General features: G+C 66.8%; 20 protein-coding genes. 5 read left to right on the top strand and 15 right to left on the bottom strand.

Annotation, left to right across the window (positions count from 1 at the left end; all coding sequences use genetic code 11):
• Positions 1–627 carry a DUF47 domain-containing protein gene (locus ABQ039_RS08255; RefSeq protein ID WP_016902066.1) on the bottom strand — a complete coding sequence of 209 codons (627 nt, stop codon included), beginning with the start codon at positions 625–627 and terminating at the stop codon, positions 1–3.
• A gap of 274 nt (positions 628–901) precedes the next feature.
• On the opposite strand from ABQ039_RS08255, the gene ABQ039_RS08250 reads away from it, so the two are divergent.
• A complete protein-coding gene (locus ABQ039_RS08250) occupies positions 902–2242 on the top strand; it encodes a hemolysin family protein (protein ID WP_016902067.1) in 1341 nt (446 codons plus the stop codon).
• On the top strand, positions 2226–2897 hold the full coding sequence (locus tag ABQ039_RS08245) for an exopolysaccharide biosynthesis protein (RefSeq protein WP_046342352.1): 672 nt from the start codon (positions 2226–2228) through the stop codon (positions 2895–2897). The genes ABQ039_RS08250 and ABQ039_RS08245 overlap by 17 nt, the downstream gene beginning before the upstream one ends.
• A gap of 31 nt (positions 2898–2928) precedes the next feature.
• On the opposite strand, the gene ABQ039_RS08240 is transcribed toward ABQ039_RS08245, so the two are convergent.
• Positions 2929–3429, bottom strand: coding sequence for a pyridoxamine 5'-phosphate oxidase family protein (locus ABQ039_RS08240; RefSeq protein WP_349777874.1), 501 nt, complete (start codon positions 3427–3429; stop codon positions 2929–2931).
• A 60-nt stretch (positions 3430–3489) separates the two neighbouring features.
• A complete protein-coding gene (locus tag ABQ039_RS08235; RefSeq protein WP_039527837.1) occupies positions 3490–4491 on the bottom strand; it encodes an LLM class flavin-dependent oxidoreductase in 1002 nt (333 codons plus the stop codon).
• A 373-nt stretch (positions 4492–4864) separates the two neighbouring features.
• On the opposite strand from ABQ039_RS08235, the gene ABQ039_RS08230 reads away from it, so the two are divergent.
• Positions 4865–6268, top strand: a complete 1404-nt coding sequence (locus tag ABQ039_RS08230) for an MFS transporter (protein ID WP_374057862.1) — start codon at positions 4865–4867, stop codon at positions 6266–6268.
• 32 nt (positions 6269–6300) lie between these two features.
• Here ABQ039_RS08230 and ABQ039_RS08225 read toward each other — a convergent pair whose 3' ends face one another.
• Both ABQ039_RS08225 and ABQ039_RS08220 read right to left on the bottom strand, forming a co-directional pair.
• The gene (locus ABQ039_RS08225; RefSeq protein WP_349777929.1) at positions 6301–7998 is read right to left on the bottom strand and encodes an ABC transporter ATP-binding protein; all 1698 of its coding nucleotides are present in this window, start codon (positions 7996–7998) and stop codon (positions 6301–6303) included.
• Positions 7999–8109: 111 nt separating this feature from the next.
• Complete coding sequence (locus ABQ039_RS08220) at positions 8110–9177, bottom strand: serine kinase (protein WP_349777876.1); 1068 nt, start codon at positions 9175–9177, stop codon at positions 8110–8112.
• A gap of 156 nt (positions 9178–9333) precedes the next feature.
• Between ABQ039_RS08220 and ABQ039_RS08215 the strand changes: the two genes are divergently transcribed.
• A complete protein-coding gene (locus tag ABQ039_RS08215; RefSeq protein WP_349777877.1) occupies positions 9334–10887 on the top strand; it encodes a radical SAM protein in 1554 nt (517 codons plus the stop codon).
• A gap of 60 nt (positions 10888–10947) precedes the next feature.
• Complete coding sequence (locus tag ABQ039_RS08210; protein WP_349777878.1) at positions 10948–12162, top strand: nucleotidyltransferase family protein; 1215 nt, start codon at positions 10948–10950, stop codon at positions 12160–12162.
• A gap of 298 nt (positions 12163–12460) precedes the next feature.
• On the opposite strand, the gene ABQ039_RS08205 is transcribed toward ABQ039_RS08210, so the two are convergent.
• From ABQ039_RS08205 to ABQ039_RS08160, 10 genes are all read right to left on the bottom strand, one after another.
• Complete coding sequence (locus ABQ039_RS08205; protein ID WP_065032337.1) at positions 12461–13573, bottom strand: glycosyltransferase family 4 protein; 1113 nt, start codon at positions 13571–13573, stop codon at positions 12461–12463.
• A complete protein-coding gene (locus ABQ039_RS08200; RefSeq protein WP_349777879.1) occupies positions 13570–14700 on the bottom strand; it encodes a glycosyltransferase family 4 protein in 1131 nt (376 codons plus the stop codon). The genes ABQ039_RS08205 and ABQ039_RS08200 overlap by 4 nt, the downstream gene beginning before the upstream one ends.
• 136 nt (positions 14701–14836) lie before the next feature.
• The gene (locus ABQ039_RS08195; protein WP_024940360.1) at positions 14837–15535 is read right to left on the bottom strand and encodes a class I SAM-dependent methyltransferase; all 699 of its coding nucleotides are present in this window, start codon (positions 15533–15535) and stop codon (positions 14837–14839) included.
• On the bottom strand, positions 15532–16752 hold the full coding sequence (locus tag ABQ039_RS08190) for an amidohydrolase family protein (RefSeq protein WP_349777880.1): 1221 nt from the start codon (positions 16750–16752) through the stop codon (positions 15532–15534). Before ABQ039_RS08190 ends, ABQ039_RS08195 begins: the two co-directional genes overlap by 4 nt.
• A gap of 12 nt (positions 16753–16764) precedes the next feature.
• Positions 16765–17607: a class I SAM-dependent methyltransferase gene (locus ABQ039_RS08185; RefSeq protein ID WP_349777881.1), complete on the bottom strand. Its 843-nt coding sequence runs from the start codon at positions 17605–17607 to the stop codon at positions 16765–16767.
• 147 nt (positions 17608–17754) lie between these two features.
• Positions 17755–18606, bottom strand: coding sequence for a Wzz/FepE/Etk N-terminal domain-containing protein (locus tag ABQ039_RS08180; RefSeq protein ID WP_349777882.1), 852 nt, complete (start codon positions 18604–18606; stop codon positions 17755–17757).
• 43 nt (positions 18607–18649) lie between these two features.
• Positions 18650–19786 (bottom strand): hypothetical protein, encoded by a 1137-nt coding sequence (locus ABQ039_RS08175; protein WP_349777883.1) that lies wholly within the window; start codon positions 19784–19786, stop codon positions 18650–18652.
• 5 nt (positions 19787–19791) lie between these two features.
• Complete coding sequence (locus ABQ039_RS08170) at positions 19792–20730, bottom strand: glycosyltransferase (RefSeq protein ID WP_184610634.1); 939 nt, start codon at positions 20728–20730, stop codon at positions 19792–19794.
• A complete protein-coding gene (locus tag ABQ039_RS08165; protein WP_349777884.1) occupies positions 20727–21980 on the bottom strand; it encodes an O-antigen translocase in 1254 nt (417 codons plus the stop codon). Before ABQ039_RS08165 ends, ABQ039_RS08170 begins: the two co-directional genes overlap by 4 nt.
• Positions 21977–23089 (bottom strand): DegT/DnrJ/EryC1/StrS family aminotransferase, encoded by a 1113-nt coding sequence (locus tag ABQ039_RS08160; RefSeq protein ID WP_374057861.1) that lies wholly within the window; start codon positions 23087–23089, stop codon positions 21977–21979. Before ABQ039_RS08160 ends, ABQ039_RS08165 begins: the two co-directional genes overlap by 4 nt.
• Between the last annotated feature and the right edge of the window lie 5 nt (positions 23090–23094).

Here is a 23094-nt window from a genome sequence, read left to right as displayed (position 1 = left end):
TCAGCTGTTCTTCAATACGATCTGGTACACCACCACCCCTGCCTCGCGGCAACGGTCGATGGCCTTTTCCAGAATCTCGAAGAATTCCTTGAGCAGGAACATCTGCAGCGTGTCCAGGCGGCCGGAATAGATGTCGCGGTACAGCTCGAGCATCAGCCGGTCGGCCTCGTTTTCCAGCATGCGCAGCTTGTCGTTGAGCGCGGTCATGCGATCGATGTTCATCTGCGGCAGGTCGGCCACCATCTCCACCACCACCGCGGCGGCCTGTTCCAGCATCGCCGCGCGCGGGGCAAAGTCGATGTGCTCCAGATGCTTGGTGGCCAGCGAGTAGCGGTCGGCGAATTTCTCGACCTGCTTTGGAATCTTGTACAGCGCCGAGCCCAGCGCTTCGATGTCCTCGCGCTCGATCGGGGTCATGAAGCTGTCCACCAGCGCCTGGCCGATCTTGTCCGAGGCGGCGCGTTCGCGCAGGCGGGCCAGCTTGAAGGCGTCCAGCGCGGGTTGGCGGTCGGACGTGCGCATCATGGCGTGCAAGGCCTTGGTGCTGTCGTAGGCGGCCTGCGCCGCTTCGTTCAGAAGCGCATAGAACTGCTTGCCGGAGCCGAAGATGGTCTGCAACGAGAACATGGGTGGAAAACTTCCTGCCGTCGAGGGAGAGACGGACGCCAAGCGCGAATTATGACCGTTCCATGACCTATCTGGGTATCTCGGCGGCGCAGGCGGCCTTCACATCGGCATTTCCCGGCTCGAACCACCCTGTGGTTTGCTAACATGCTCCCGCGCCCTCGGGTGCACCCTATGGAAGACGACCCTATATTCCCCCGTTGCCGCCCCGCCCCCGTGCGCGCCGGCCAACCCAGTGCCCGCCCGCCCTCCCCTTCACTGACCGGGGAAGACGCCCGTGGTTGAGTTTCTGATCGTCATCGCGCTGATCTTGTTGAACGGCTTCTTCGCGATGTCGGAAATGTCCCTGATGACCTCGCGCAAGAGCCGGCTGAAGCAGATGGCCGGCTCCAGCAAGCGCGCCGCCCGTGCCCTGGCGCTGGCCGAAAGCCCGGAAAACTTTCTGTCCACGGTGCAGATCGGCATCACCCTGATCGGCATCCTGACCGGCGTGTTCGGTGGCGAGGCGATCGGCGAGGCCATCAGCAGCTGGCTGCAGGGGCTGTTCCCGGCGCTGTCGGCCTCGTTCGAGCTGGTCGGCAAGCCGCGCCCGTATTCGGTGGTGATCGGCAGCACGCTGGCGGTGGCCCTGATCACCTTCCTGACGCTGATCTTCGGCGAACTGGTGCCCAAGCGGCTGGCGCTGCGCAACTCCGAGGACATCGCCGGGGTAGTCGCGGTGCCGATGGCGTGGCTGGCAAAGATCGCCGCGCCCGGCGTGTGGGTGCTGGCGCGTTCGACCCGGCTGGTGCTGCGCATGCTCGGCATGGGCAAGGACGAATCGGCATCGGTGACCGAAGAGGAGATCCGCATGCTGGTGGCCGAAAGCCACGAGGCCGGCGTGATCGATGCGCACGAGCGCGACATGATGAACCGCGTGATGCGGCTGGGCGACCGCACTGCCGACAGCCTGATGACGCCGCGCAACCGCATCGCCTGGCTGGATGCCAATGCCGAGCCGGAACGCAATCTGCTGGTGATGCGCGAACACGAATTCTCGCGTTACCCGGTCTACCGCGGCAGCGACCAGGACATCGCCGGGGTGCTGGAGGTCAAGTCGCTGGTCACGCGCATGGACGGACACGGCGCGCAGCTGTTCCAGGCGCTGCGCGACACCTTGTTCGTGTCCGAATCCACGCATGCGATGAAGCTGCTGGAGATCTTCCGCGAAGAACAGCAGTCGATGGCGCTGGTGGTGGACGAATACGGCGAAATCCGCGGGCTGGTGACCATCAGCGACCTGATGGGCGCGGTGGTCGGCCGCCTGCAGGCGGTGGAAAACACCGACGAGGATGCGCTGGTGGTCACGCGCGCCGACGGCTCGCTGCTGATCGACGGCTCATTGCCGGTGGAGGAACTGCGCGAAGTGCTGGGCGCCGAACTGCCGGAGGCCGACGAAGGCGACTACCACACGCTCGCCGGCCTGTGCATCTACTACTTCGGGCGCATTCCGCAGGCGGGCGAATTCTTCGATTGGGCCGGCTGGCGCATCGAGATCGTCGATCTGGATGGCGCACGCGTGGACAAGCTGCTGCTGAGCCGCGTCAGCGACGAGGGCAGCGATGACATCGTCGGATAACCGCGTACCGCCCTCGGATGGAGCGGACGGCGCGCAGATGCGCTATCGCAACGAAGGCATCCGCAGCCTGCTGGCGGCCTTCAGCGAGGGCGATCCGGAGCATGTGCTGCGGGTGCGCGAGATCCTGGCCGATCTGCAGCAGAGCGCATTCGGGGTGTTCCTGTTCCTGGCGATCCTGCCGTCGTTCATTCCGATTCCCGGCCTGGCCGGCGGCATCAGTGGCCCGCTGACGGTACTGATCGGGCTGCAGATGATGTGCTGCCTGCGCAAGCCGTGGGTGCCGCGTTTCATCGGCGATCGCGGTCCGCGCCGCAGTACCAGCCAGCGTTTCGTCGCGCGACTTGCGCCGACGCTGCAGCGCCTGGACCGGCTGCTCAAGCCGCGCCTGCACGGCATGCTGGACCGGATGCCTGCGCAGATGGTCACCGGCGTGCTGCTGGTGCTGGTCGGCATCCTGCTGACGCTGCCGATTCCGTTCACCAACTACATCTTTGGGCTGATCCTGCTGCTGTTTGCGCTGGCCCTGCTCGAGCGCGACGGCGCATTGCTGCTGGTGGGCTGGGCCGCTGCGCTGATCTCGGTGGCGGTGTTCGGCGTCACCTCGGACCAGTTGCTGGACCTGATCCGCGGTTGGTGGCCGGCCGCCTGGCGCTGAGCACGCGACGGCCGGCGCACCTGGAGCGCAGTTACTTCAGATCGACCACGCGGTTGTCCGACAGGCTGCCGGTATCGTCGGTCACGGCCGTCATCACGAAGTACAGCGCCTTGCCGAGCAGCCCGCTCGGGCCATCCCAGTACTCGGCCGACTCGGCGCGCACATGGATCAGGCGCAGGTTGGGGTCGTCCTTGCCACCGGGGAAGAACACCTTCATCGCCGGAGACCACAGCTGTTCGATCTTGGCGCGGTCATCGACCACGCGTGCGGTACCGGCGACCGAGACGTAGCTGTTCTTCGAGGCCGAGGCATAGGCCACGTTGACGCGCGGATCGGCGGCGATTTCAGCCACTTTCGGGCTGTCGGCGGAGGTGGCGAACCACAGGTCGCCATCGAATTCGACTTCCTGCGTCCCCAACGGCCGGCTCACCAACTTGCCGTCGGCCGACACGGTCGTGAACATCGCGATGTCCACGCCGCGGATCAATTCCGCCAACTGCTTGATGCTCTCGCTGCGTTCCTGAAATTGCATGCTGGTGTTCCCAATGGAGGTGCATGCATCTGAGCGGATCGCCGCGCAAAGCGACGTGAATCACGCAGGGGTCACGTCCAGCTCGCGGCAGGCCATGGCGGCGATTTCGAACGAACGCAAACGCGCGGCGTGGTCGTAGATGTTGGCGGTGAACAGCAGCTCGTCCGGGGTGTGGCGCTCGATGAACTCGGCCACGCCCCGCGCGATCTGCTCGGCATCGCCCAGCACCGTGCATGCCAACGCACGCTCCACGCCGGCACGCTCGTGCGGCTGCCAGAAGCTGTCGATGTCGTCGATCGGCGCGGGAATCTTGCCCGGCTTGCCGCGACGCAGGTTGACGAAGCTCTGCTGCTGGGTGGTGAACAGGCGGCGTGCCTGCGCTTCGGTCTCTGCAGCCACCACATTCAAGGCCAGCATCACGTGCGGCTTGGCCAACTGCGCGGACGGACGGAACTCGCGGCGGTAGATCGCCACTGCCTCGTCCATCGCATCAGGCGCGAAGTGCGAGGCGAACGCGAACGACAAGCCCATCGCCGCGGCCAGCCGCGCACTGAACAGGCTGGAACCCAGCAGCCACACCGGCACGTCGAGACCGCCCCCCGGCACTGCCTGCACCAGTTGCCCCGGCACCACCGGCGCGAAGTAGCGCAGCAGCTCGGCCACGTCCTGCGGGAAATGGTCGGCGCTGTCGAAATAGCGGCGCAGGGCGCGCGCGGTCGGCTGGTCGGTGCCGGGCGCGCGGCCCAGGCCCAGGTCGATGCGCTGCGGATACAGCGAGGCCAGCGTGCCGAACTGTTCGGCCACCTGCAGCGGCGCATGGTTGGGCAGCATGATGCCGCCGGCGCCGACGCGGATGGTCTTGGTGCCACCGGCGACATGGCCGATCAGCACCGCGGTGGCGGCGCTGGCGATGCCCGGCATGTTGTGGTGCTCGGCCAGCCAGTAACGCTGGTAGCCCCAGCGCTCGGCGTGCTGGGCCAGATCGAGCATGTTGGCGAAGGCGTGGGTGGTGTCGCTGCCTTCGCAGACCGGCGCCAGGTCGAGCACGGAAATGGGCGTCATCGGATGACTCCGGGGAATGAATGATGTGCAAGAGATGGGGCTGGCCAGGCGGCTTTGCCACCTGCCCAGGTGGCGCTGGGGGGATTACAGCATTCCAGTGGTCAAACAACGGGAGGATCTGCAGCTGGGCACTGCCCCGCTCCGTGCCCGGGCCCGCGCCTCGTTGCACAGGCGCTGCAACGCAGGCGCGGCAATGGCGTGCAAGCCATGCATGCGCCCCGGAGAGCGGGCCTTCGGGCCATGCGCGATGGCTGTTGATGTCTGGCGCTCGCCGGATCGCCTGCGAATGCAGTTGCCTGACCGCGAAGCACGGGCGCCGGGTGACAGGGCTGCTGGCTATGATGGACACCGCTCTGGCAGCGCCTGCATGACGATGGCTTCGACCGCTTCGCTCGACCCCGCTTCCGCCACCCTGCACATCGCCGCGCGGATCGACCGGCTGCCGGCCAGCGCCACGCTGTGGCGGCTGGTCGGCCTGCTCGCGCTGGGTGGATTTTTCGAGTTGTACGACCTGTTCCAGACCGCCTACATCAGCCCGGGGCTGATCCGCGACGGCATCTTTGCCAGCGCTGCCGATGGTGCGTTCGGCATGTCCGACCAGGCCGCGTTTGCGGCGGCGACGTTTCTGGGCTTGTTCGTCGGCGCCGCCCTGCTGAGTCCGTTCGCCGACCGCTTCGGGCGCCGTCCGGTGTTCACCTTTGCCCTGATCTGGTACACCGCCGCGACCGTGGCGATGGGCCTGCAGCACACCGCCACCGGGGTCATCGTGCTGCGCTTGGTGGTGGGGATCGGCCTGGGCATCGAGCTGGTCACCATCGACACCTATCTATCCGAGCTGGTGCCGCGGCATATGCGCAGTGCGGCGTTCGCGTTTGCGTTCTTCGTGCAGTTTCTGGCGGTGCCTGCGGTGGCGCTGACTGCCTGGCTGCTGGTGCCGCATGCACCGCTGGGGGTGAGCGGCTGGCGCTGGGTGGTGCTGCTGAGCGGGGTGTTTGCGCTGGCGATCTGGTGGCTGCGCAGCCGGTTGCCCGAATCGGCCCGCTGGCTGGCGGCGCAGGGACGCCATGCCGAAGCCGATGCGGTCTTGACCCAGCTCGAAACGCGCTGCGTGCGCGATCTGGGTGCGCCCCTGGCCGCACCGCAGCCGGTTGCCCCCTCGCCGGCCGGCCACATGCAGACTGCGATGCTGTGGCGTGCGCCGTATCGCGGGCGCATCGGCATGCTGGTGGTATTCCATATCTTTCAGGCGATCGGCTTCTTCGGCTTCGGCAACTGGTTGCCGGCACTGATCTCGGCGCAAGGCACCGGCGTGACCAAGAGCCTGGGTTATTCCTTTGCGATTTCGCTGGCCTACCCGCTGGCGCCGCTGCTGTTGCTGCGCTTTGCGCAGCGCTGGGAGAACAAATGGCAGATCACCGCATCGGCCCTGGGCGCAGTGCTGTTCGGCGTGCTGTTTTCGCTGCAGCATCAGGCGATCGGCATGGTGCTGTGCGGGGCGATGATTGCGTTCTGCAATGCCTGGATGAGCTTTGCCTATCACGGCTATCAGGCCGAGCTGTTCCCCACCGGCTTGCGCGCGCGGGCGGTGGGCTTTTGCTATTCCTTCAGCCGCCTTTCCACGGCGGTGAGCAGCGTACTGATCGGTTGGCTGCTCGCCCAGGTCGGCAGCCATGGCGTGCTGGCCTTTATCGTGATCAGCATGTCGATCGTGGCCAGCGTGATTGCGCTATTGGGCCCGCGCACGCGCAATCGGGCGCTGGAAGAGATTGCCGGCTGATCGCGCTGCCGACGCGAGCACGCCACCTGGCATCACGCGTCTGAGCGTGCAACCGCATCGGCGTGGGCAGCGGTCTGCGCCGCCACTGCAATGCCCAAGACAACCGTGCGATCGGCCACTGCGGCTAGGCTGGTGCGATGCGAGACCGCCACCAGCACGGTCTGCGGCAGGCGTTGCCGCAGCATGCACAACACCTGCTGTTCGGCCTCGGCATCCAGTGCGCTGGTGGCCTCGTCCAGCACCGCCAGGGTCGGCTTGCGCAGCAGCACCTGCGCCAGCAGCAGGCGCTGCGCTTCGCCACCGGACAGGCGCCCATCCGGGCCGTTGATCGGGGTATCCAATCCCTGCCCGGCGCGCTGCAGACGCGCGCGCAGGCCGACGTCGGTCAATACCTGCCACATGCGTGCATCGCTGGTGCCGGGCAATGCCCAGTCCAGACAGGCGCGGACCGTGCGCTGCCAGGGCCGCACCCCCTGGCCGAGGTAGGCGCCATGCCGCACCAGGGCGCGATACGCAGCAAAATCCAGCCGGCGCCCGGCCATATGCGCGGTGAACTGTGCAGGCGGGGTCTGACCCGAGAGCACGTCCATCAGACTGCTCTTGCCGATGCCGGAGGGACCGACGACCAAGGTCAGCTCGCCGGGCAGCAACAGCAGCGGATCGAGAGCGAGCCTGGGCAACGGCGATGCCAGGCCGATGTGTTCGAGATGCAGGGCGGCCGGCAACGGTTGTGCCGGTGCGGCCGACACCGGTGGATGCGTTGTGCCCAGCGCCACATAGCGCCACCACAGCTGCAACGCCGGCCACGCCGAGCGCAGTTGCTGCACGCTCTGCCGGGTGCTGACCAGATACGGCAGCAGGCGCCCGAGCAGCAGGCTGACGGTGATCAACGCAGCGCGGTCCGCGCCCTGCCACAGGTTGGCCAGCACCAGGATGCCGGCGATGGCAGCCACTGCGGTGGCCTCGAGCATCAGCCGGCTGCCCGCCACCAGTGCCTGCTGCTGCGCATAGCCCTGCCCCAGCCGTGCGGAAATGCGCTCGTAATGGCGGGTTTCCAGTGCTTCGCGCTGGAACGAACGCACATGCCGCAGGCGACGCGGGAAATCTTCGCTCAGCCAGAACAGCTGCGTCATGTCGGCCACGTAATCGCGGCTGATGCGCGCCTGGGTGTGGCTGCTGGAGATGCGCAAGCCCAGCCACGCCAGTGCCAGCAGCAGCGGCGTCGCCATCAGCAACGCGGGGGCGATCATGACCGCGATGCAGATGCTCACCAGCGCGGTCATGCCGGCCACCAGCAGCTGCAAGGCGGCACTGAAGCCCTGGGTGGCGATCTCGATGTTGTAGGTCAGCACATTGGCGATTTCCGCCGAGCTGGCACCGGACAGGGCCGGCAGCGGCGCATCGATCAACGCCGCATGCACGCGCTGCCGCAGCCCGATCGCATAGCGGCTGGTCAGCCGTGCGGCCAGCCGTGCGCCATGCCAGCGCAGTGCGGCAAACACCAGACTGACACCGGCAAACAGCATCACCCGCATCGCCAGACCATCTGGTAACGCCAGCGCGTAGCCGGCCAGGCGGACGGCATGACCAGGCTGCACCAGTGGCACCAGGCTGACCGCGACCAGGCTGCCGGCCAGTGCGGCCAGCAGCGACAAGCCCACGTAGAGCGCGATGGTCGACACATCCGCCGGCACCAGCGTGCCGACGAAATCGCGCCACAGCGCGCGCATGGGCTTGCGGTCTGCAGCCGCGCGTATCTCAGTCACGCCTGACGCTCACTGTGGGATGCGGCATGGCGTCGGCTTGAAAGAGGACGCGCTGCTGCCGCGCTGCCGGCGCGCTCACCGCAACACCTGCAGCAGCGCATCCAGCGCGGCCTGCGGATGCGCCCCGCGGCGCAGGGTGAACATGCCGATGTGCTGTACCTGTTGGACAAAGCGCTGCCAGCCCGGTTGACCGGCCGCATACGGTTGATCATTTGCCAGGCAAGCGGCGATGCGTTCGGCCGGCATCGCCAGCAATGGCTGCGCGGGATCGCTCGCCGGCGTTGCCGACAGCATCACCACCGCACACAGTTGCAAGGGCGCGCGCGCCAGCTGCGCACGGCCGTGACGGATGTCGATCTCGAACTTTTCCACGCCGCTGCGGCGACGGATGGTTGGCGAGGCACTGATCCACGCGCGGGTGTCCGCATCGACCAGGCCCAGCGCGTCGGCGCGCAGATGCAGGAAGTTGGCAACACCGGTGGTGAGCAGACTCTCCGGCGCCACGAACACACCGTCTTCGGCGATGAAATCCAGGCCATGCAGCAGGCTGTGCAATGCCAGGGTCGATTTTCCGGCGCCACTGGCGCCGAGCAACAGCACACAGCGTCCCTGCCGGCCCACGCAGGCGCCATGCAACGGCACCAGGCCCATGCCGCGTGCCGCCAGCAGGAACACCGAAAATTCGATCAGCTCGTAACGCACGTGGTAGGCGTGGGCGAGCATGTCGTCGGAAACCACCAGCATGGCGCGGCGCGCGGGCACCGACAACATCAGGTAATTGCAGGCATCCATGACGCCGCACAGCAATCCGCCGCTGGCATGGGTGCGCACCGGTGGCGGCGCTGCGCTCGAAGCCGCGTGACCACGCGCCACCAGATCCAGCGTGATATGGAATTCCGGCGCCCCCGGCAGGCGATGCGCAGGCAGGCCGGCGTAGGCCAGGTCCACCACTGCCAGCAGCGCTTCGCTGTCGCTTTCGAAGTGGAACAGTGCGCCGAGGATCTGCCGGCGCACGCACTGCCGACGCGGCCGATGTTCGCCGAACGGATCTGCTGCCACTGCCATTGCCGCCGCATCCGGCGCGCCAGGGCGTGCGTCATCGCCCACCGGCATCAATTGCGCCAACGCAGCCGACTGCGGCATGCCCTTCCACCCATTGCATCGATCAGCCGGTGTGTGCCGAACGGCAACAGAAAGGTTGCCGCATCCGCATCGGCACCTGTGCCCCATGCACGCCAACGACGGCATGCCGATCGGCGCAACCAAAGGCACCTGCATCCGCACCTACTGCCGAGCCGAATGCCGGTGCCTGCGCACGCCGCCGCTGCGCGCACCTGGCGACAGAACGAGAGCCTTGTGCAGATGCTAAAGATCCAGGTCAGTCATTCGTATTTCCTGCGTTACGACCCCAAGCAATGGGAGCGCGGCAAGCCGTATCCACCGCTGGCAACGCTGCAGGTTGCCGCGTTATTGCGCGAGCGCGGCCATGCGCTGAGCCTGTTCGACGCGATGCTGGCCGACGATGTGCAGGACTACACCGGCGCCTTGCACGCTGCGCAGCCGGATCTGGTGGTGTTCTACGAGGACAACTTCAACTTCCTCACCAAGATGTGCCTGAGCCGCATGCGCGAGGCGGCCTGCCAGATGATTGCGCAAGCGCGCGCGGCCGGCTGCCGCGTGCTGGTGGCCGGCTCCGATGCATCCGACAACCCGGATGTATTTCTGGCTGCCGGCGCGCACGCGGTGTTGATCGGCGAAGGCATTGCACCACTGCTCGAACTGGTGGCGCGCGTCGAAGAAGATCCCATCATCGATACAGACGCCTGGCTCGCGGGCGTTGCACGTATCGCCGTCAGCGCATCTGCTGCAGCACACGTGCATCGTGGCGCACAACCGCCGGACGCGCGCCTGAGCGGCCTGCCGGCCTGGGACCTGGTCGACATGCCGCGCTATCAGCGTTTCTGGCGACAACGGCACGGCTATTTCAGCCTCAACATGGCCGCCTCGCGCGGTTGTCCGTTCCGCTGCAACTGGTGCGCCAAACCGATCTGGGGCAACCACTACAAGCGCCGCGACGCGGAAGACGTGGCTGCCGAAATGATCCATCTCAAGCGCAGCTTCCAGCCCGATCACCTCTGGATGGCCGATGACATCTTCGGCTTCCATATCGATTGGGTGGAAACCTTTGCGCAGCGCCTGAGCGACGCCGATGGCGCGATCCCGTTCACCATCCAGACCCGCGCCGACCTGGCCAGCGAGCGCATGGCTGCCGCGCTGGCGCGCGCCGGCTGCGCCGAGGCCTGGCTGGGTGCCGAAAGCGGCAGCCAGCGCATCCTGGACAAAATGACCAAGGGCACCGAGGTTGGCGAGGTGATCGCCGCACGCCGGCGCCTGGGTGCGCACGGGATCCGCGTGGGCTTCTTCATTCAACTCGGCTACCTGGGCGAAGAACTCGAAGACATCCTGGCCACGCGCGCACTGGTGACGCAGGCCAACCCGGACATCATCGGCGTCAGCGTGTCCTACCCGCTGCCCGGCACCAAGTTCTACGAAGAAGTGAAAAACCAGCTGGGCGGCAAGACCCATTGGCAGGACAGCGACGACCTGGCGATGATGTTCCATGGCGCGTACGACTCGGAGTTCTACCGCAGCGTGCGCGATCTGCTGCATACGCAGGTCGACCTGCAACAGGCGCGTGCCACGCTGGGCGCCGATGCGTTTGCACAGGCCTCGGACACGCTGGAAGCGCGCTGGTCCGCCTTGATCGCCAGCGAACGGCAACATCGCACCGAGCCGCTTGCCGGCGCTGCCGAACGCCAACCGCGCCAGTTGGTCAGCGTGCTGGTCGGCTGACGCGCAACCCGCCGACCTCACTTCCCGACATCACGTTGCCTTTCTCGGAATCTCCGCCGCATGCAGCCTTCCCTTCGCACCATCAAGCACGGCCTGCAGACGGCCACCGAACGGCTGGCCCGGGAATTGGCGCAGCCCGGCGAGGCGGTGCCGCAGTGGGACCGGCTGCAATGGCAGCTGGCCGCAGCCGCGGCGGCCGCGCATGGGGTGTCGCCGCTGCTGCAACGTCGTTCGCTATGGCAGGACGCCGACTGGACCGCGTTCCTGCACGAGCAACGCAGCCATGTCGAAGACCGCCATCGGCGCATCGCGCTGCTGCTGACGCGCATCGACGCGGCAGCACGTACGGCCGGCATCGCCCTGGTCGGTCTCAAGGGCACCGCCCTGCATCGGCTCGGCGTCTATCTGCCCGGCGATCGCCCGATGGCCGATATCGACCTGCTGGTGGCGCCGGAGGATGCGCCCGTGGCGGCGGCACTGTTGTGCGAGCTTGGCTACGTGGCCTCCTTCGAACAATGGAAGCACCAGGTGTTCAAGCCGCTGCAGGGCGAGGCTGTCGCAGGCCTGGGCGAGCATCGCGATGCGCCGATCAATCTCGAGCTGCATACCCGCATCCAGGAACGCCTGCCGCTGAGCAGCGTGGACATCACCGCGCGCATCCTGCCGGAGCGTCCGCAGCCGGGATTGAACCCCTACCCGTCGGTCGGCGCGCTGATGTGCCATCTGCTGCTGCATGCGGCCGGCGGCATCTGCCAGCGCAGCATCCGCCTGATGCATCTGCATGACCTGGCATTGCTGGCCACGCGCATGGGCCCGCGCGACTGGGAACAGTTGTGGGACGACCCGGCCATGGCGCCGTGGTGGGCGTTGCCGCCGCTGCTGCTGTTGCAACGCTATTACCGCAGCGTGGTGCCGCCGGCAGTGATGGCGCGGCTGCAGGCCGATTGCCCGCGCCTGCTGCGCATGCGTGCGGCTCGCCAGACCCTGACCACTGCTTCGTGTTCCAACCTGTGGTTGTCGGCCCTGCCCGGCATCGAATGGTCACGCTCGCTGGGCGAAGCGCGCCAGTACCTGCGCAACCGGGTGGTGCCGTCGGCCGAGAGCCGCAAGGAACGTGCGGATATGCTGCAGACCCAGTTGTGGCTTCAGGACCAACCATGGGTGCGGCAGACCCAGCTGCGCCGGATGATGACGCGCATGACCCGGCCGGTGCCGCGCACCGACATGCTGTATGTGGTGCGTGCAGCGCTGGACGGCTATCTGCAGCCAGTCTGAGCGCGGCTGACAACGCTGCTGCGCTCACTGCCGCACCGGCGCGGCCGATGCCCGGAGGCGGCAGGTATCAGCCGCACAGTCCGATTCCAGGCGCGCCGTCCGCATCCATCCATCGGCCGATCGCGACGTCTTGTTGGTGATTCCGGACTTCGGCAGGCGTGCACAGGCTGCCGGCTTGTTCAGCCGATCGCCCTTGCGAGGATGTCACCAGGTTCGGCCTGGCAGCCTCGTTGCTGCACCGCGCGTATTGCATGGCAGCCGATGCAGTCTGCGTCCCCTGCGAGCGCAGTCAGCGCAGTCAGCGCAGCGGCCGCGCCTCGCACAGTTGCCGATACAGCTGCTCGAACAACCGCGTGGTCAACGCCGCGTCCTCGCGTACCGCACGGCATTGCGCTGCCCAGGCCAGGCGCAGGCGCAACTCGTCGTCGGCCAGGACCTGGCGGACGGCTTCTGCCAGTCCGGCCCAGTCGCCCGGCGGTACCGCGAGCGCGCACACCGGTGCCCACTCGACCAGATGCCCGACTGCGGTACCGACGGTGGGCACGCCGGCGACCGCCGCTTCCAGCAACACCAGCGGGCCGGCTTCATGCAAGGACGACAGCACCAGCAGGTCGGCCGTCTGCATGATCGGGCGCAACTCGCGCTGGGTCTTGAAACCAAGAAAACGCACCTGCGCACCCAGGTCCAGCTGGTGCACCAGGCGCTGCATGGCACCATCCAGCGTATCGACGCCGACCATGTCCAGGGTAAAGGCGACACCGGCGCGTTTGAGCGCCGCCATCGCCTGCAGCAAGGTGGTCTGGTCCTTGACCGGATTGAGGCTGGCCACATGCAGCAAGCGGGCGATGCCGCCGCTGCGTGCACGTGGCGCGGCCGGCGGCCAGGCCCGCAGATCCACGCCCAGCGGCACCCGCTGCGCGTGGATGCCGAGCGCCGTCAGCGACTCCAGGATGGGCGCGCTGGCCGCAGTGACGCGGTCGGCCAGGCGCAGGATCACCGCTTCGCGCAGGCGCCCGCGCCAACGCTGCCGGCCGCCGTAGCCGATGCCATGCAATGCGACCAGTTCGCCGCCGGCGATATGCACCACGCTTGGACGGCGCAACAGCCTTGCCGCGGCGACCGCGATCAGGCTGCAGTAGCCGGAAAAAATGGCCTGGATCACATCGAACGGAGCACGCCGGTGCTCGCTGGCAATGGCGGCGATCGCGCGCGTGCGGGTGCGCCTGGCGCCGATGTTGTGCACGGTGGCGCCGCGCAACGCCCAGGTCCCGGGCAGCGGCTCCTGGTGCAGCACGAACACATGCACCTGGTGATGGCGCGCCAGCCATTCGATCAGGGTCAGGAACACCGGGATCACGCGGACCTCGCCGCTGCGGTCCACGCCACCCGGGACCACCAGGGCCAGTTTCATGCGCCCCGCCCTGGCGCGGCGGCCAGCAACCGGGTGTACGCATGCTTCCAGCGTTGCCCCACCGCGGAAAACGACAGCCGTGCCTCGAAATGCGCGCGTACCTGTGCGCGGTCGGGGCGTTGCCGGAAGAGCCGCAACAGCAGTTCCGCCAGGGCCGAGGCATCGCCCACCGGCCACAACGCGCCGACTGCGCCGCCATCGCTGAGCGCACGAAAGGCCGGGATATCGGTCAAGAGCGGCAAGGTGCCGCAGGCATAGGCTTCCACAGCCGCGTAACCGCAGCTCTCCGCATGGCTGGCGGAGACGAACAGATCGCAGGCACGCAACAGGGTTTCCACGCGCGCATGCGGCACCTTGCCCAGCAACTGCACGCAGCGCGCCAGCGACGGATCGGCGCGCAGGCGCTGCTGTACCTGCTCCAGCAACGGCGCCTGGTCGAACACGCACCACAGCCGCAGGCCCGGCAACACGCGTGCGGCCAGGGCGACGGCATCGAGCACGCACAGCGGATCCTTGGCCGCGCTCAGATGCCCGACCCACAACACGCAGGGGTCGCCATGCAGGCGGGTGTGCTCGCGTGCCTCCAGGCGATCGCCCGGCGAGAAGCGGCTGCTCGATTCGGGAATCGCAAACAGCTGCGTCCTGGCCTTGAACAGGCGCGCCTGTGCGAACGGCTGCGCCATGTCTAGCGAGGTGAACGCGATCCCGGCGGCGGCAGCGTAGCGACGCCGCCACACACTCCGGGCCCACCAGCGCGGCGGGCGGTTGGCGTGATCCTGCAGCAGAATCGGCGTATGCGGCAGCAGGCGGGCGAGACGGCGTGCATCGCCGGCAAATTCCAGACCGTGGACGTGGACCACATCGGCGCCGATCTCGCGCAGCATCGCCGCAAGCAGCGCTGCGCGCTGTGCACTGCCGCGCGCACCCAGCTCGACGAAGCGGTAGTCCACGCCCTCGCGGGTGAGCCGCAGGTTCAGTGCAGAGGCCTGGATCACCACCACGCACACCCCGGCGCTGGCGACGGCCTCGGCGATATCGGCCAGCGATGGCCATTGCGCGAACACCTGTTGTGCCGTCAGGCCGGCCGGCGTCGGCACCAGGTTGAGTTGCGCCACCCGCAAGCTCATGACAGCGACCACGCCCGGATTGCACGGCCTGCAATCGCGATCCAGCCACGTGCCGCGCACTGCGCGTTGCGCGAGCGGCAAGGCTTGCCCGCGGCCGAGGTGCTGCAGGCACATGCCAGCATGGCCGCCACGGCGCTCACGCGATGCGCCGCAGCCGCAACACCAGCGCAACCGGCACCTGCAGCGCGGCCTGATCGAACCGCGCACCGGGCGCGATGTCGGCCGGGTCCAGCATCGGCTCGGCCACCGCTTCGATCTCCATCCCCAGCGCCGCACAGGCTGCATGCCAATGGCTGTAGAGATGTTGCGTATGCCGCACCGCGTACTGCCGGCCATCGGCCTTGAAGTCGCGCCGCCAGCCCAGCGCATGCCCGATCGGATGCACGTCGCTGCACAGCACGATGCCGCCGACGCGGGTGACCCGATGCAGTTCTTCCAGCGCCGGCCATAACCGCTGCAGATGGCCGACCACCAGGCCGCAGACGCTGAGATCGGCCACTGCATCGTCAAGCGGCAGCTGCTCCAGGCTGCCCTGTTGCAGGCGCATGCGCGCCGCTGGCCAGTGCTGCGACAGCTCGGTGTGCGCACGCTGCAGCATCTGCGGCGACAGATCCACGCCGGTGACCTGCAGCGCGCCGCGCCGCAAGGCATGCAGCATGTAGCGGCCACTGCCGCAGCCGGCGTCCAGCACGTGCTGGCCTTGCAACACGCTCGGCATCAGCGCAAGCATGGCGCGCTCCTCGGCCAGCATCACCGGGTTGTGCGCATGCGGCGGATACGCCTGCGCCCACAGCGCATACGCCGCTGCCGGCTCCAGCGTCGGCACTGCGCTCACGACAGCGCACCGCTGGCGGCCATGGCCACGCCGGGCCGGTGCGCAGCCTGCGCCACGCGCTGCAGGCCGGGTTCCAGTGCCAGCACCGCCGGATCGGCCAGCGTGGCGTCGAGCAGCTTGGGGCGGCCATCCAGCAGTACCGGCACGGTCGGGACACCTGCAGCGTCGAACCAGTCGGCAAAATCCGGGTCGGCGATGCGCGGGACGCCATCGCGTATCACCGCGCGCAGGTCGCTGCGTGCGCAGCCCACCACGCTGTCGGCCGGGTCGCCACCGCGGTCGCGCACGATCACCAGATCGGCCGCCGCCCCCGGCGCCAGGCGTCCACGCGTGGCCATGCGCAGGATGCGCGCCGACTGATGGGTGACCAGGCCGAGCAATAGATCCGCGGCCAGCCCGCTGCTGGCGGCAATGCGCAGTTCTTCCAGCAGATCGCGCGAACCGCTGACGCGCGAATCGTTGCCCAACGCGAGCCGGCCCGCCATGCACAGGCGCCAGGGGTCGAGCGTGCGACCCAGCAGCGCAAGATTGCTCGACGGGCACCACACCACCGCCGCGCCGCATGCGATTACCCGCTCGATATCGCACTCGCCCATGCCCACGCCGTGGATCAGCACGCTGTTGGAGGCCAGGCAACCGAGCCGATCCAGTTCGTCCAGCTCGGCGGCCGCCACCGCGTCGGTGCCTTCGGCCAGGTGGATCATCCAGGGATGCTCGGGCCAGGTGGCGGCAAAGCTGCCCTGCACCGGTGGGCCATAGCCGGTCCATCCCAGTGCATAGCTCCAGCCGAACTCGCGCAGCAGGCCAACCGGAAAGCCGGCCTCGTCCAGGGTGGCATGCCACGGGTCGTGCTGCGCCACGCAGGTGACGCCGGCCAGCAGATTCTTCAGTCCACCGTGACGCAAACGCACCGCCTTGGGCACGCGCAGGGCCGCGGCCACCTCGGGATGCCTGAAATGCGCCTGGAATGCCTCGATCCACGCATAGCTGTTGGGAAACGCCGCGCCCTGCGGCAGCGGCGGCACGCAGTTGACCTGCAGATGATCGTGCGCATTGATCAGGCCGGGCGCCAGCACATGCCCCTGCAGGTCCAGCCGCAGGCTGCGCGTGCCGAGCGTGCCGCCGAAGCCCCCTGCGCGGATGGTCAGCGGCGCGCGCGAGGGACCGGCCAGGGTGATCGAGCGCGCGCCGTGCAGGCAGACATCGGCCATGGACATCGGCGTCTCCACTCAGCGCTTGCGCATCACGATCAGGAAGTGGTCGCCCATGTCGCGCAGCAACGGCACGCCGCCCAGCCGGTCGTCGCACTGGCCCAGGCGCGCGGACAGGCGCGGATGCCGTTCGCAAAAATCCACCAGGTACGGCGGCGGCAGGAACAGGCTCAACGCGCGATAGCGGTCCAGGACGAAATGCTTGGCGAAGGCGCGGTAGAACTCGCGCGGCAGGTGGTACCAGGTCCAGATGGTGTGGCCGTTCATGCCCACCGCGGTGACCCCGCGCGCGGCGCGCACCGCAGCGCGCTTGAACCGCCCGCGCACGCTGTAATGGCCAATTTCCCAGGGGCAGATGCGCCCGATCACCGAGAACACCAGGCAGCCATCGGCGCGCAGCAGACGCGCGCATTCGGCCGCCACCGCCGGCAGATCCGGCGCGCAGTTGAGCGGGCCGAAGTTGGAATACATGCCGTCGAAGCTGCCCTGCAGCTGGTCGAGCTGCTGGATGCCGACATGGGCCGCGCTCAGGCGCTCTTGCAGGCCGTGCGTGGCTGCGCGATGGCGGGTGCGCTCGACCATCGCCGGCGACCAGTCGGTGGCCAGCACGTGGTAACCGCGACGCGCGAATTCGCCGGCATCCAGGCCGGTACCGCAGCCCAGGTCCACCAGGTGCGAGCCCACCGGCAGTTCGGCCGCGACGGTGTCCCACAAGGTGGTGCGCATGCGCTGGATCAGCGCGTTGTTGCCGCGTGGGCCGTCGTAGTCGGGCGCAACGCTGTCGAACGCGCGTTGCGTCTCCAGCAAGCGCTCCGGGGCCACCGTGCCACCGCGCGCTGCATGCTCATTGACCACCGACATGCGCAGCCTCCCACACCGATCCAGCTGTTCTCACGACACTCTCCAGGCGCGACACCGCCAACGCGGCATCGCTTGATTGACCGGTGAGTGCCGTGCGCCGGCGGTTTGGTTGCAGCGTGGGCAGCGTGCCGCACGACGCTGCGCAGATCAGCCGGCAGCGCGCGGGGTGGCCACCGTGCGGCGCCGCCATGCATTGCGCAACACCGCCGCCAGCACCGCCAGCCCCGCCCCGGCGAGCAGGCCGGCGGCCCAGGCGGTGACGGCATTGGGAAACGCCTGCTGCTCGGGCACGTACAACGGCCACGCCAGCGAGGTCTGATAGGTGTAGCGCGTGGTCAGGCGGGCAATCAGATCGTCGCGTTCGCTCCTCAATGCGCGCACGGTGGTGTTGCTGTCGGTCAACAGCACGCCCGCCAGAACCTGGGCCGGCGTGGCCGCGGCGGCGCCCTGCCCGGCCTGCACCTGCTGCTGCAACTGATCGCGGTTGCGGGTTGCTGCGCGCAGATCGTCGGTGAGGCCTTGCAGGCGTGTACGCGCCAGTGCGAGCGCCACGGCATTGGTGTCACCGTGCAGGCCCTGCAAGGCGCTCACCGTCGCCATCGCCAATTTGCGCGCCTGCGCCGACGATTCGGCCCGGATGGTCACCCCGATCAGATTGGCATACGGGTCCGGGTCCGGCTTGAGGCTGCCGCGGTACAGCTGCGCAGCGCGGCTTTTCAGCGGCACGCCGGCCTGGCGCAGCACCGCATCCTGGAACAGCCGTGTCTTCATGCGGTCGATCACGCGCTGGAACGGTTCGACCTTGGGGTCGCGCCCGGCCGGCGTGGGGCCGATCTCGCCGACCTGGATCCAGGCGGTGGCTTCCCACTGCGGCTTGGCCAGGCGGGTAAAGGCAAAGGTCAGTGCAAGCACCACCACCAGTGCGGCCAGCGCCCAGCGCCATTCGCGGCGCAGGATGCGCCACAGGTCGATCAGATAGATATCATCGTGTTGAGTCATGGTGCACCGGCTCTGGAACAGGCTGAAGCGAAGCTGCCGCGCATTACGCAGCAGCGGTGGGTACGGCATTGCGGGTGGGCAACAGCACCGTGCAGGCATGCAACACCAAGCACAGCGCGATGAAGCCGAAATTGGTCCAGGTGAAGGCCTGCGGCGCAAATGGCGACATCAGGCAGGCATAGGCGATGCGCAGGAAGATCAGCACATGGAAGATCGACAGCGAGCGGTTGAGCAGGCGCACGCTCCACACCAGCCCTGCATACAACGCCAGCAGCGCCAGCAACGCACCCGGCGCGCCCCAGGCCATCAGGAACGGAAAGAATTCGGTCCCCACATTGATGTTGGGCGCATCCAGCGGAATGCTGGTGCCGGCAGTGGCGATCGAGCCACTGAACGGCACCAGCTGATTGACCAGGAAGCTGGCGTTGACATAGCCCTTGGCCAGGATCGCGCCGAAGTTGTACGGCCCGGCGCTGATGTACAGCAGCAACCACTGCACGCCCTGCGGCATGGCGCGATACAAGGCACTGAACGGCAGGGCCACGGTAGCCAGCGAGCCGGAACGCAGTGCGCCGAGGATGGAAAACACCCCGCCACCGGCCAGCACCAGAAGGCCGATGGTCTTCCACGGCAGGCGACGTGCCGGATCGCGGCGCAACAGCATCACCAGCACGAACGAAAACAGCCCGGCAAAGATGCGGTTGCGGTCGATCACCACGATCGGAAACACGAATCCCAGCGTCAGCATCGCCGCACGCAGCCCGCGATGGCGCACGCACAGCAACGCGATCGGCGGCAGGATCCAGCACATGTTGGAGATGTGCCGCACATGCGCGCGCAGCGGGCTCAAGGTCGCATACGAGGACGGATCGCTGAACAGCGGAATCGGAAACAGCGCCACATCCACGATGCAGAACAGCGTCACCACCGCCGCCAGCGTCATCACCAGGAACGCATCACGGGTGCCGGCGTAACTGTAGGCGCGAAAGCGCTCGAATGATGGCAACCGAATTCCAATCAGCAAGTCTAAAACAAACACCTGCCAAGCCGCGAAAAGCAACCAAAAAATACCTTTGATATAATCAATAGGGATCTGATAGATTCCCACAGTGACCAAGCAACTGATCACCAGCGACGGAAACAGATAAGTTGCAGGCCTGCGTAGAACTTCGCCCGTCACCGATATCACCGAACCCTCCCGCCACGATACGGACGCCAGGCAACTATAGACTTGGCAAAATACGCCAGCAGATGCATCGACGCTCTAAAATACTGCCTTTTTAAGAAAAATATTTTTGCACCAATTAAACTCTTCTGAGCTCGCAACAACCAATTTTCACACCCTTCAAAGAGCGTAGAATTACGCGACGCCACAAGCCCGAATTCAGCTAGGTTGTCCAGCCTCCTGGAAACATCCCTTGTCTTGCTGACGTTGGTTTCATGCAACCTATATGCGCAGACCTTGACGTCAATAAAACCAAGAGCATCACGTGCGACAAGTCTAAGAAAAAAATCCCAATCTTCAATCCTCAGAGCTTCATCCCATACAGCCCCCATTTTAAACGCGCTACGCCTTAGCATTGTGACAGCGCCACTGATCGCCCAATTACGGATCACGGCACGACGAACCCCCGCATCAGAAAGATATGATTTTTTATTGGCGCCATGGAGATCGCACATAGCGCTTTCGTACAATTGCTGCCCTTCAGAATTAATAACAAACGCATCACCGACCACGACGTCTTTACCAAGATTCAATTCCAGGTAGCCAACCTGAACTTTCAAACTTCCTGGAACTAAATAATCATCACTGGCGACGACGCGCAAATACTCACCGCGCGCACGCAGCGCCAGCTCGTTGAGTGTGGCCGCCACCCCGCGATTGGCACGCTGCACGAACTGTACCGGCAGCCGGTGGCCATGGCTGGCGATCCACTGCGCAATCTTCTCTCCGGTCGCATCGCTGGAGCCATCGTCGATGATGACCAGCTCCTTGCACGGGTACGGGTCCTCCAGCACGCTGTCCAGACAGCGTTGCACGAAGCGTTCGTGGTTGAAGGCCGGGATCAGCACCGAGACCAGCGGCCAGCGTGCACGCCCGAGGGGTTGGGAGGAATCGCTCATGCCAGCTGCACCAGATAGCGCCGCACCACCACGATGTTGAACAGCAGATACAGCACGTAGTTGGCGACGAAGGCATACATCGCGCCGATCAGCCCCCATTGCGCGGTGAACAGATACACCAGCGCCAGATAGCTGGCGGCAAACACGCATTCGGAGATCACGAACAGACGCGTCATCGCCTTGGCCAGCATCACGTACGACAGCACGAAGGCGGCGATCTTGATCACATCGCCCAGCAGCTGCGGAGCGTACAGCGGGGTGGCCTGGGCAAACCGGGCGTCGAACAGCAGCCAGGTCAGCCAATCGCGACACAGGTAGACGCCCAGCGCCATCACGACCACCGCCGGCAGCACATGGCGATACGCGGCACGCAGCTCGCGCCCGAGCGCTGCGCGCTCCTGCAGCGATGCCAGCTTGGGCAGGTAATACACGTTGATCGCGGTCGTGAAGAACAGCAGATACGCATCCGACACCCGGCTCACCGCCTGCCAGTACCCCACCTGCTGCCAGCCGAACTGCAGCGCCAGATGGTCGCGCACCAGCATGGCCACCAGCTGCGGCACCAGCGTGGAGGTCAGCGTCATCACCGAGAACGCCGCCAGCCTGCGCGTCATCTGCGCATCGAAGCGCATGCGCAACATCTCGCGCCGAAAATAACCGCTGCGCCGCAGCGCCGGCACGCCGGCCAGCAGCCACAGCACCTGGCCCAGCACCAGCGCCAGCAAGGCGCCCTGCAGCTGTGCCCGGCTGGACAACCATGCCACCAGTGCCGTGCTCAGCACCGCACCGCTGACCTGCACGAATGCCAGGCGGCGCACGTCCATGAAGCCGTTGATCACCGCCAGGATGTAGTTGACCAGTGCGATGCCCATCTGCGCCACCGCCGCCACGCAGATCAGCGGCCGGTACGCCGCATCGCCAAGCAGGCGCTCAGCGATGGCACCACTGAACAGCAACGCCAGCACCGCCATCACGCAGGCCGCGCAAAACGCGTACCACAGCGCCGCGCTGAGCAGACGTGCCAGCGCAGCCGCGTCGTCGCGGTACTCAGCCACGTACTTGACGATGCCGGCACTGATGCCGCCGCCTGCCAGCACCGCCAGCACCGACATCAGATTGAGGAACTGGCCCAGCCGGCCGACCCCTTGCGGGCCGGCGTAGACCGCCACCAGCTTCACCACCACCAGCGCAGCCAGCAGCTTGGCCAGCGTCGCAACGCCGGTGTAGGCGCTGCTGCGCACGACATTCATGCGGGGGCGCCAAACGACTGGCATGCGGCAATCACGCGTGCAACCGACGCATCGTCCAGCGCCGGCCCCATCGGCAGGCTCAGCACTTCACGGTGCAGCCGCTCGCTCACCGGCAGGCAGGCATCGCCCAAGGTGGTGTAGGCCGGCTGCCGATGCGGCGGCACCGGGTAATGGATCTGGGTATGGATGCCCGAGCGCAGCAGATGCGCCTGCAAGGCATCGCGCTGGGCGCTGCGCACCACGAATAGATGCCAGACGTGCTGCACTTCGGCCACCACCGTCGGCAAGGTGATCAGAGGGTTGTCGATGCCGTGCAGGTAGCGCTGCGCCACTGCGCGGCGACGGGCGATCTCATCGTCCAGATAGCCCAGCTTGACCCGCAGGAACGCCGCCTGCATCTCGTCCAGCCGCGAATTCACGCCCTGGCAGAGGTGGTGATACTTCACCTGCGAACCGTAGTTGCGCAGCGCGCGGATGCGCTCGGCCAGGCGCTCATCCGAGGTCACTATTGCGCCGCCGTCGCCGAGTGCGCCCAGGTTCTTGGTCGGGAAAAAACTGAACGCTGCCGCATCGCCAAAGGCGCCGGCACGTCGCCCGTTCGCACTTGCACCATGCGCCTGCGCGGCATCTTCGATCAGCAGCAGCCCGTAGCGATGCGCCAGCGTCTGTAGCGCCGCCACATCCACCAACTGCCCATACAGATGCACCGCCATGATGGCGCGCGTGCGCGGGCCGATCGCCTTCTCCACACTGGCCGGGTCGATGTTGAAGGTCGCGGGGTCCGGCTCCACCGGTACCAGCACCAGGTGGTTCTGACTGATCGCAAGAAAGGTGGCAATGAAGGTATTGGCGGGCACGATGATTTCGTCGCCCTCGCGCAATACGCCCAGCTCGCGATAGCCGCGCAGGATCAGCGACAGCGCATCCAGCCCGTTGCCCACACCCACCGCCTGCGCAGCGCCGCAGTAGCTGGCGAATTCTTCCTCGAAGGCGGCCAGCTCCTGCCCAAGCACATACCAGCCGGCATCGATCACCCGCGCCGCAGCCAGCTTCAGCTCATCCGCATACCGCGCATTGACCGCGCGCAAATTCAAGAACGGCACATCCATCGGCA

This window comes from Xanthomonas sp. WHRI 6108, from assembly GCF_040202385.2.
GTDB classification, from domain to species: Bacteria; Pseudomonadota; Gammaproteobacteria; order Xanthomonadales; family Xanthomonadaceae; genus Xanthomonas; species Xanthomonas arboricola.
Note: the sequence above shows the minus strand (reverse complement) of the source record. Positions and strands in the feature narration are given on the sequence as shown.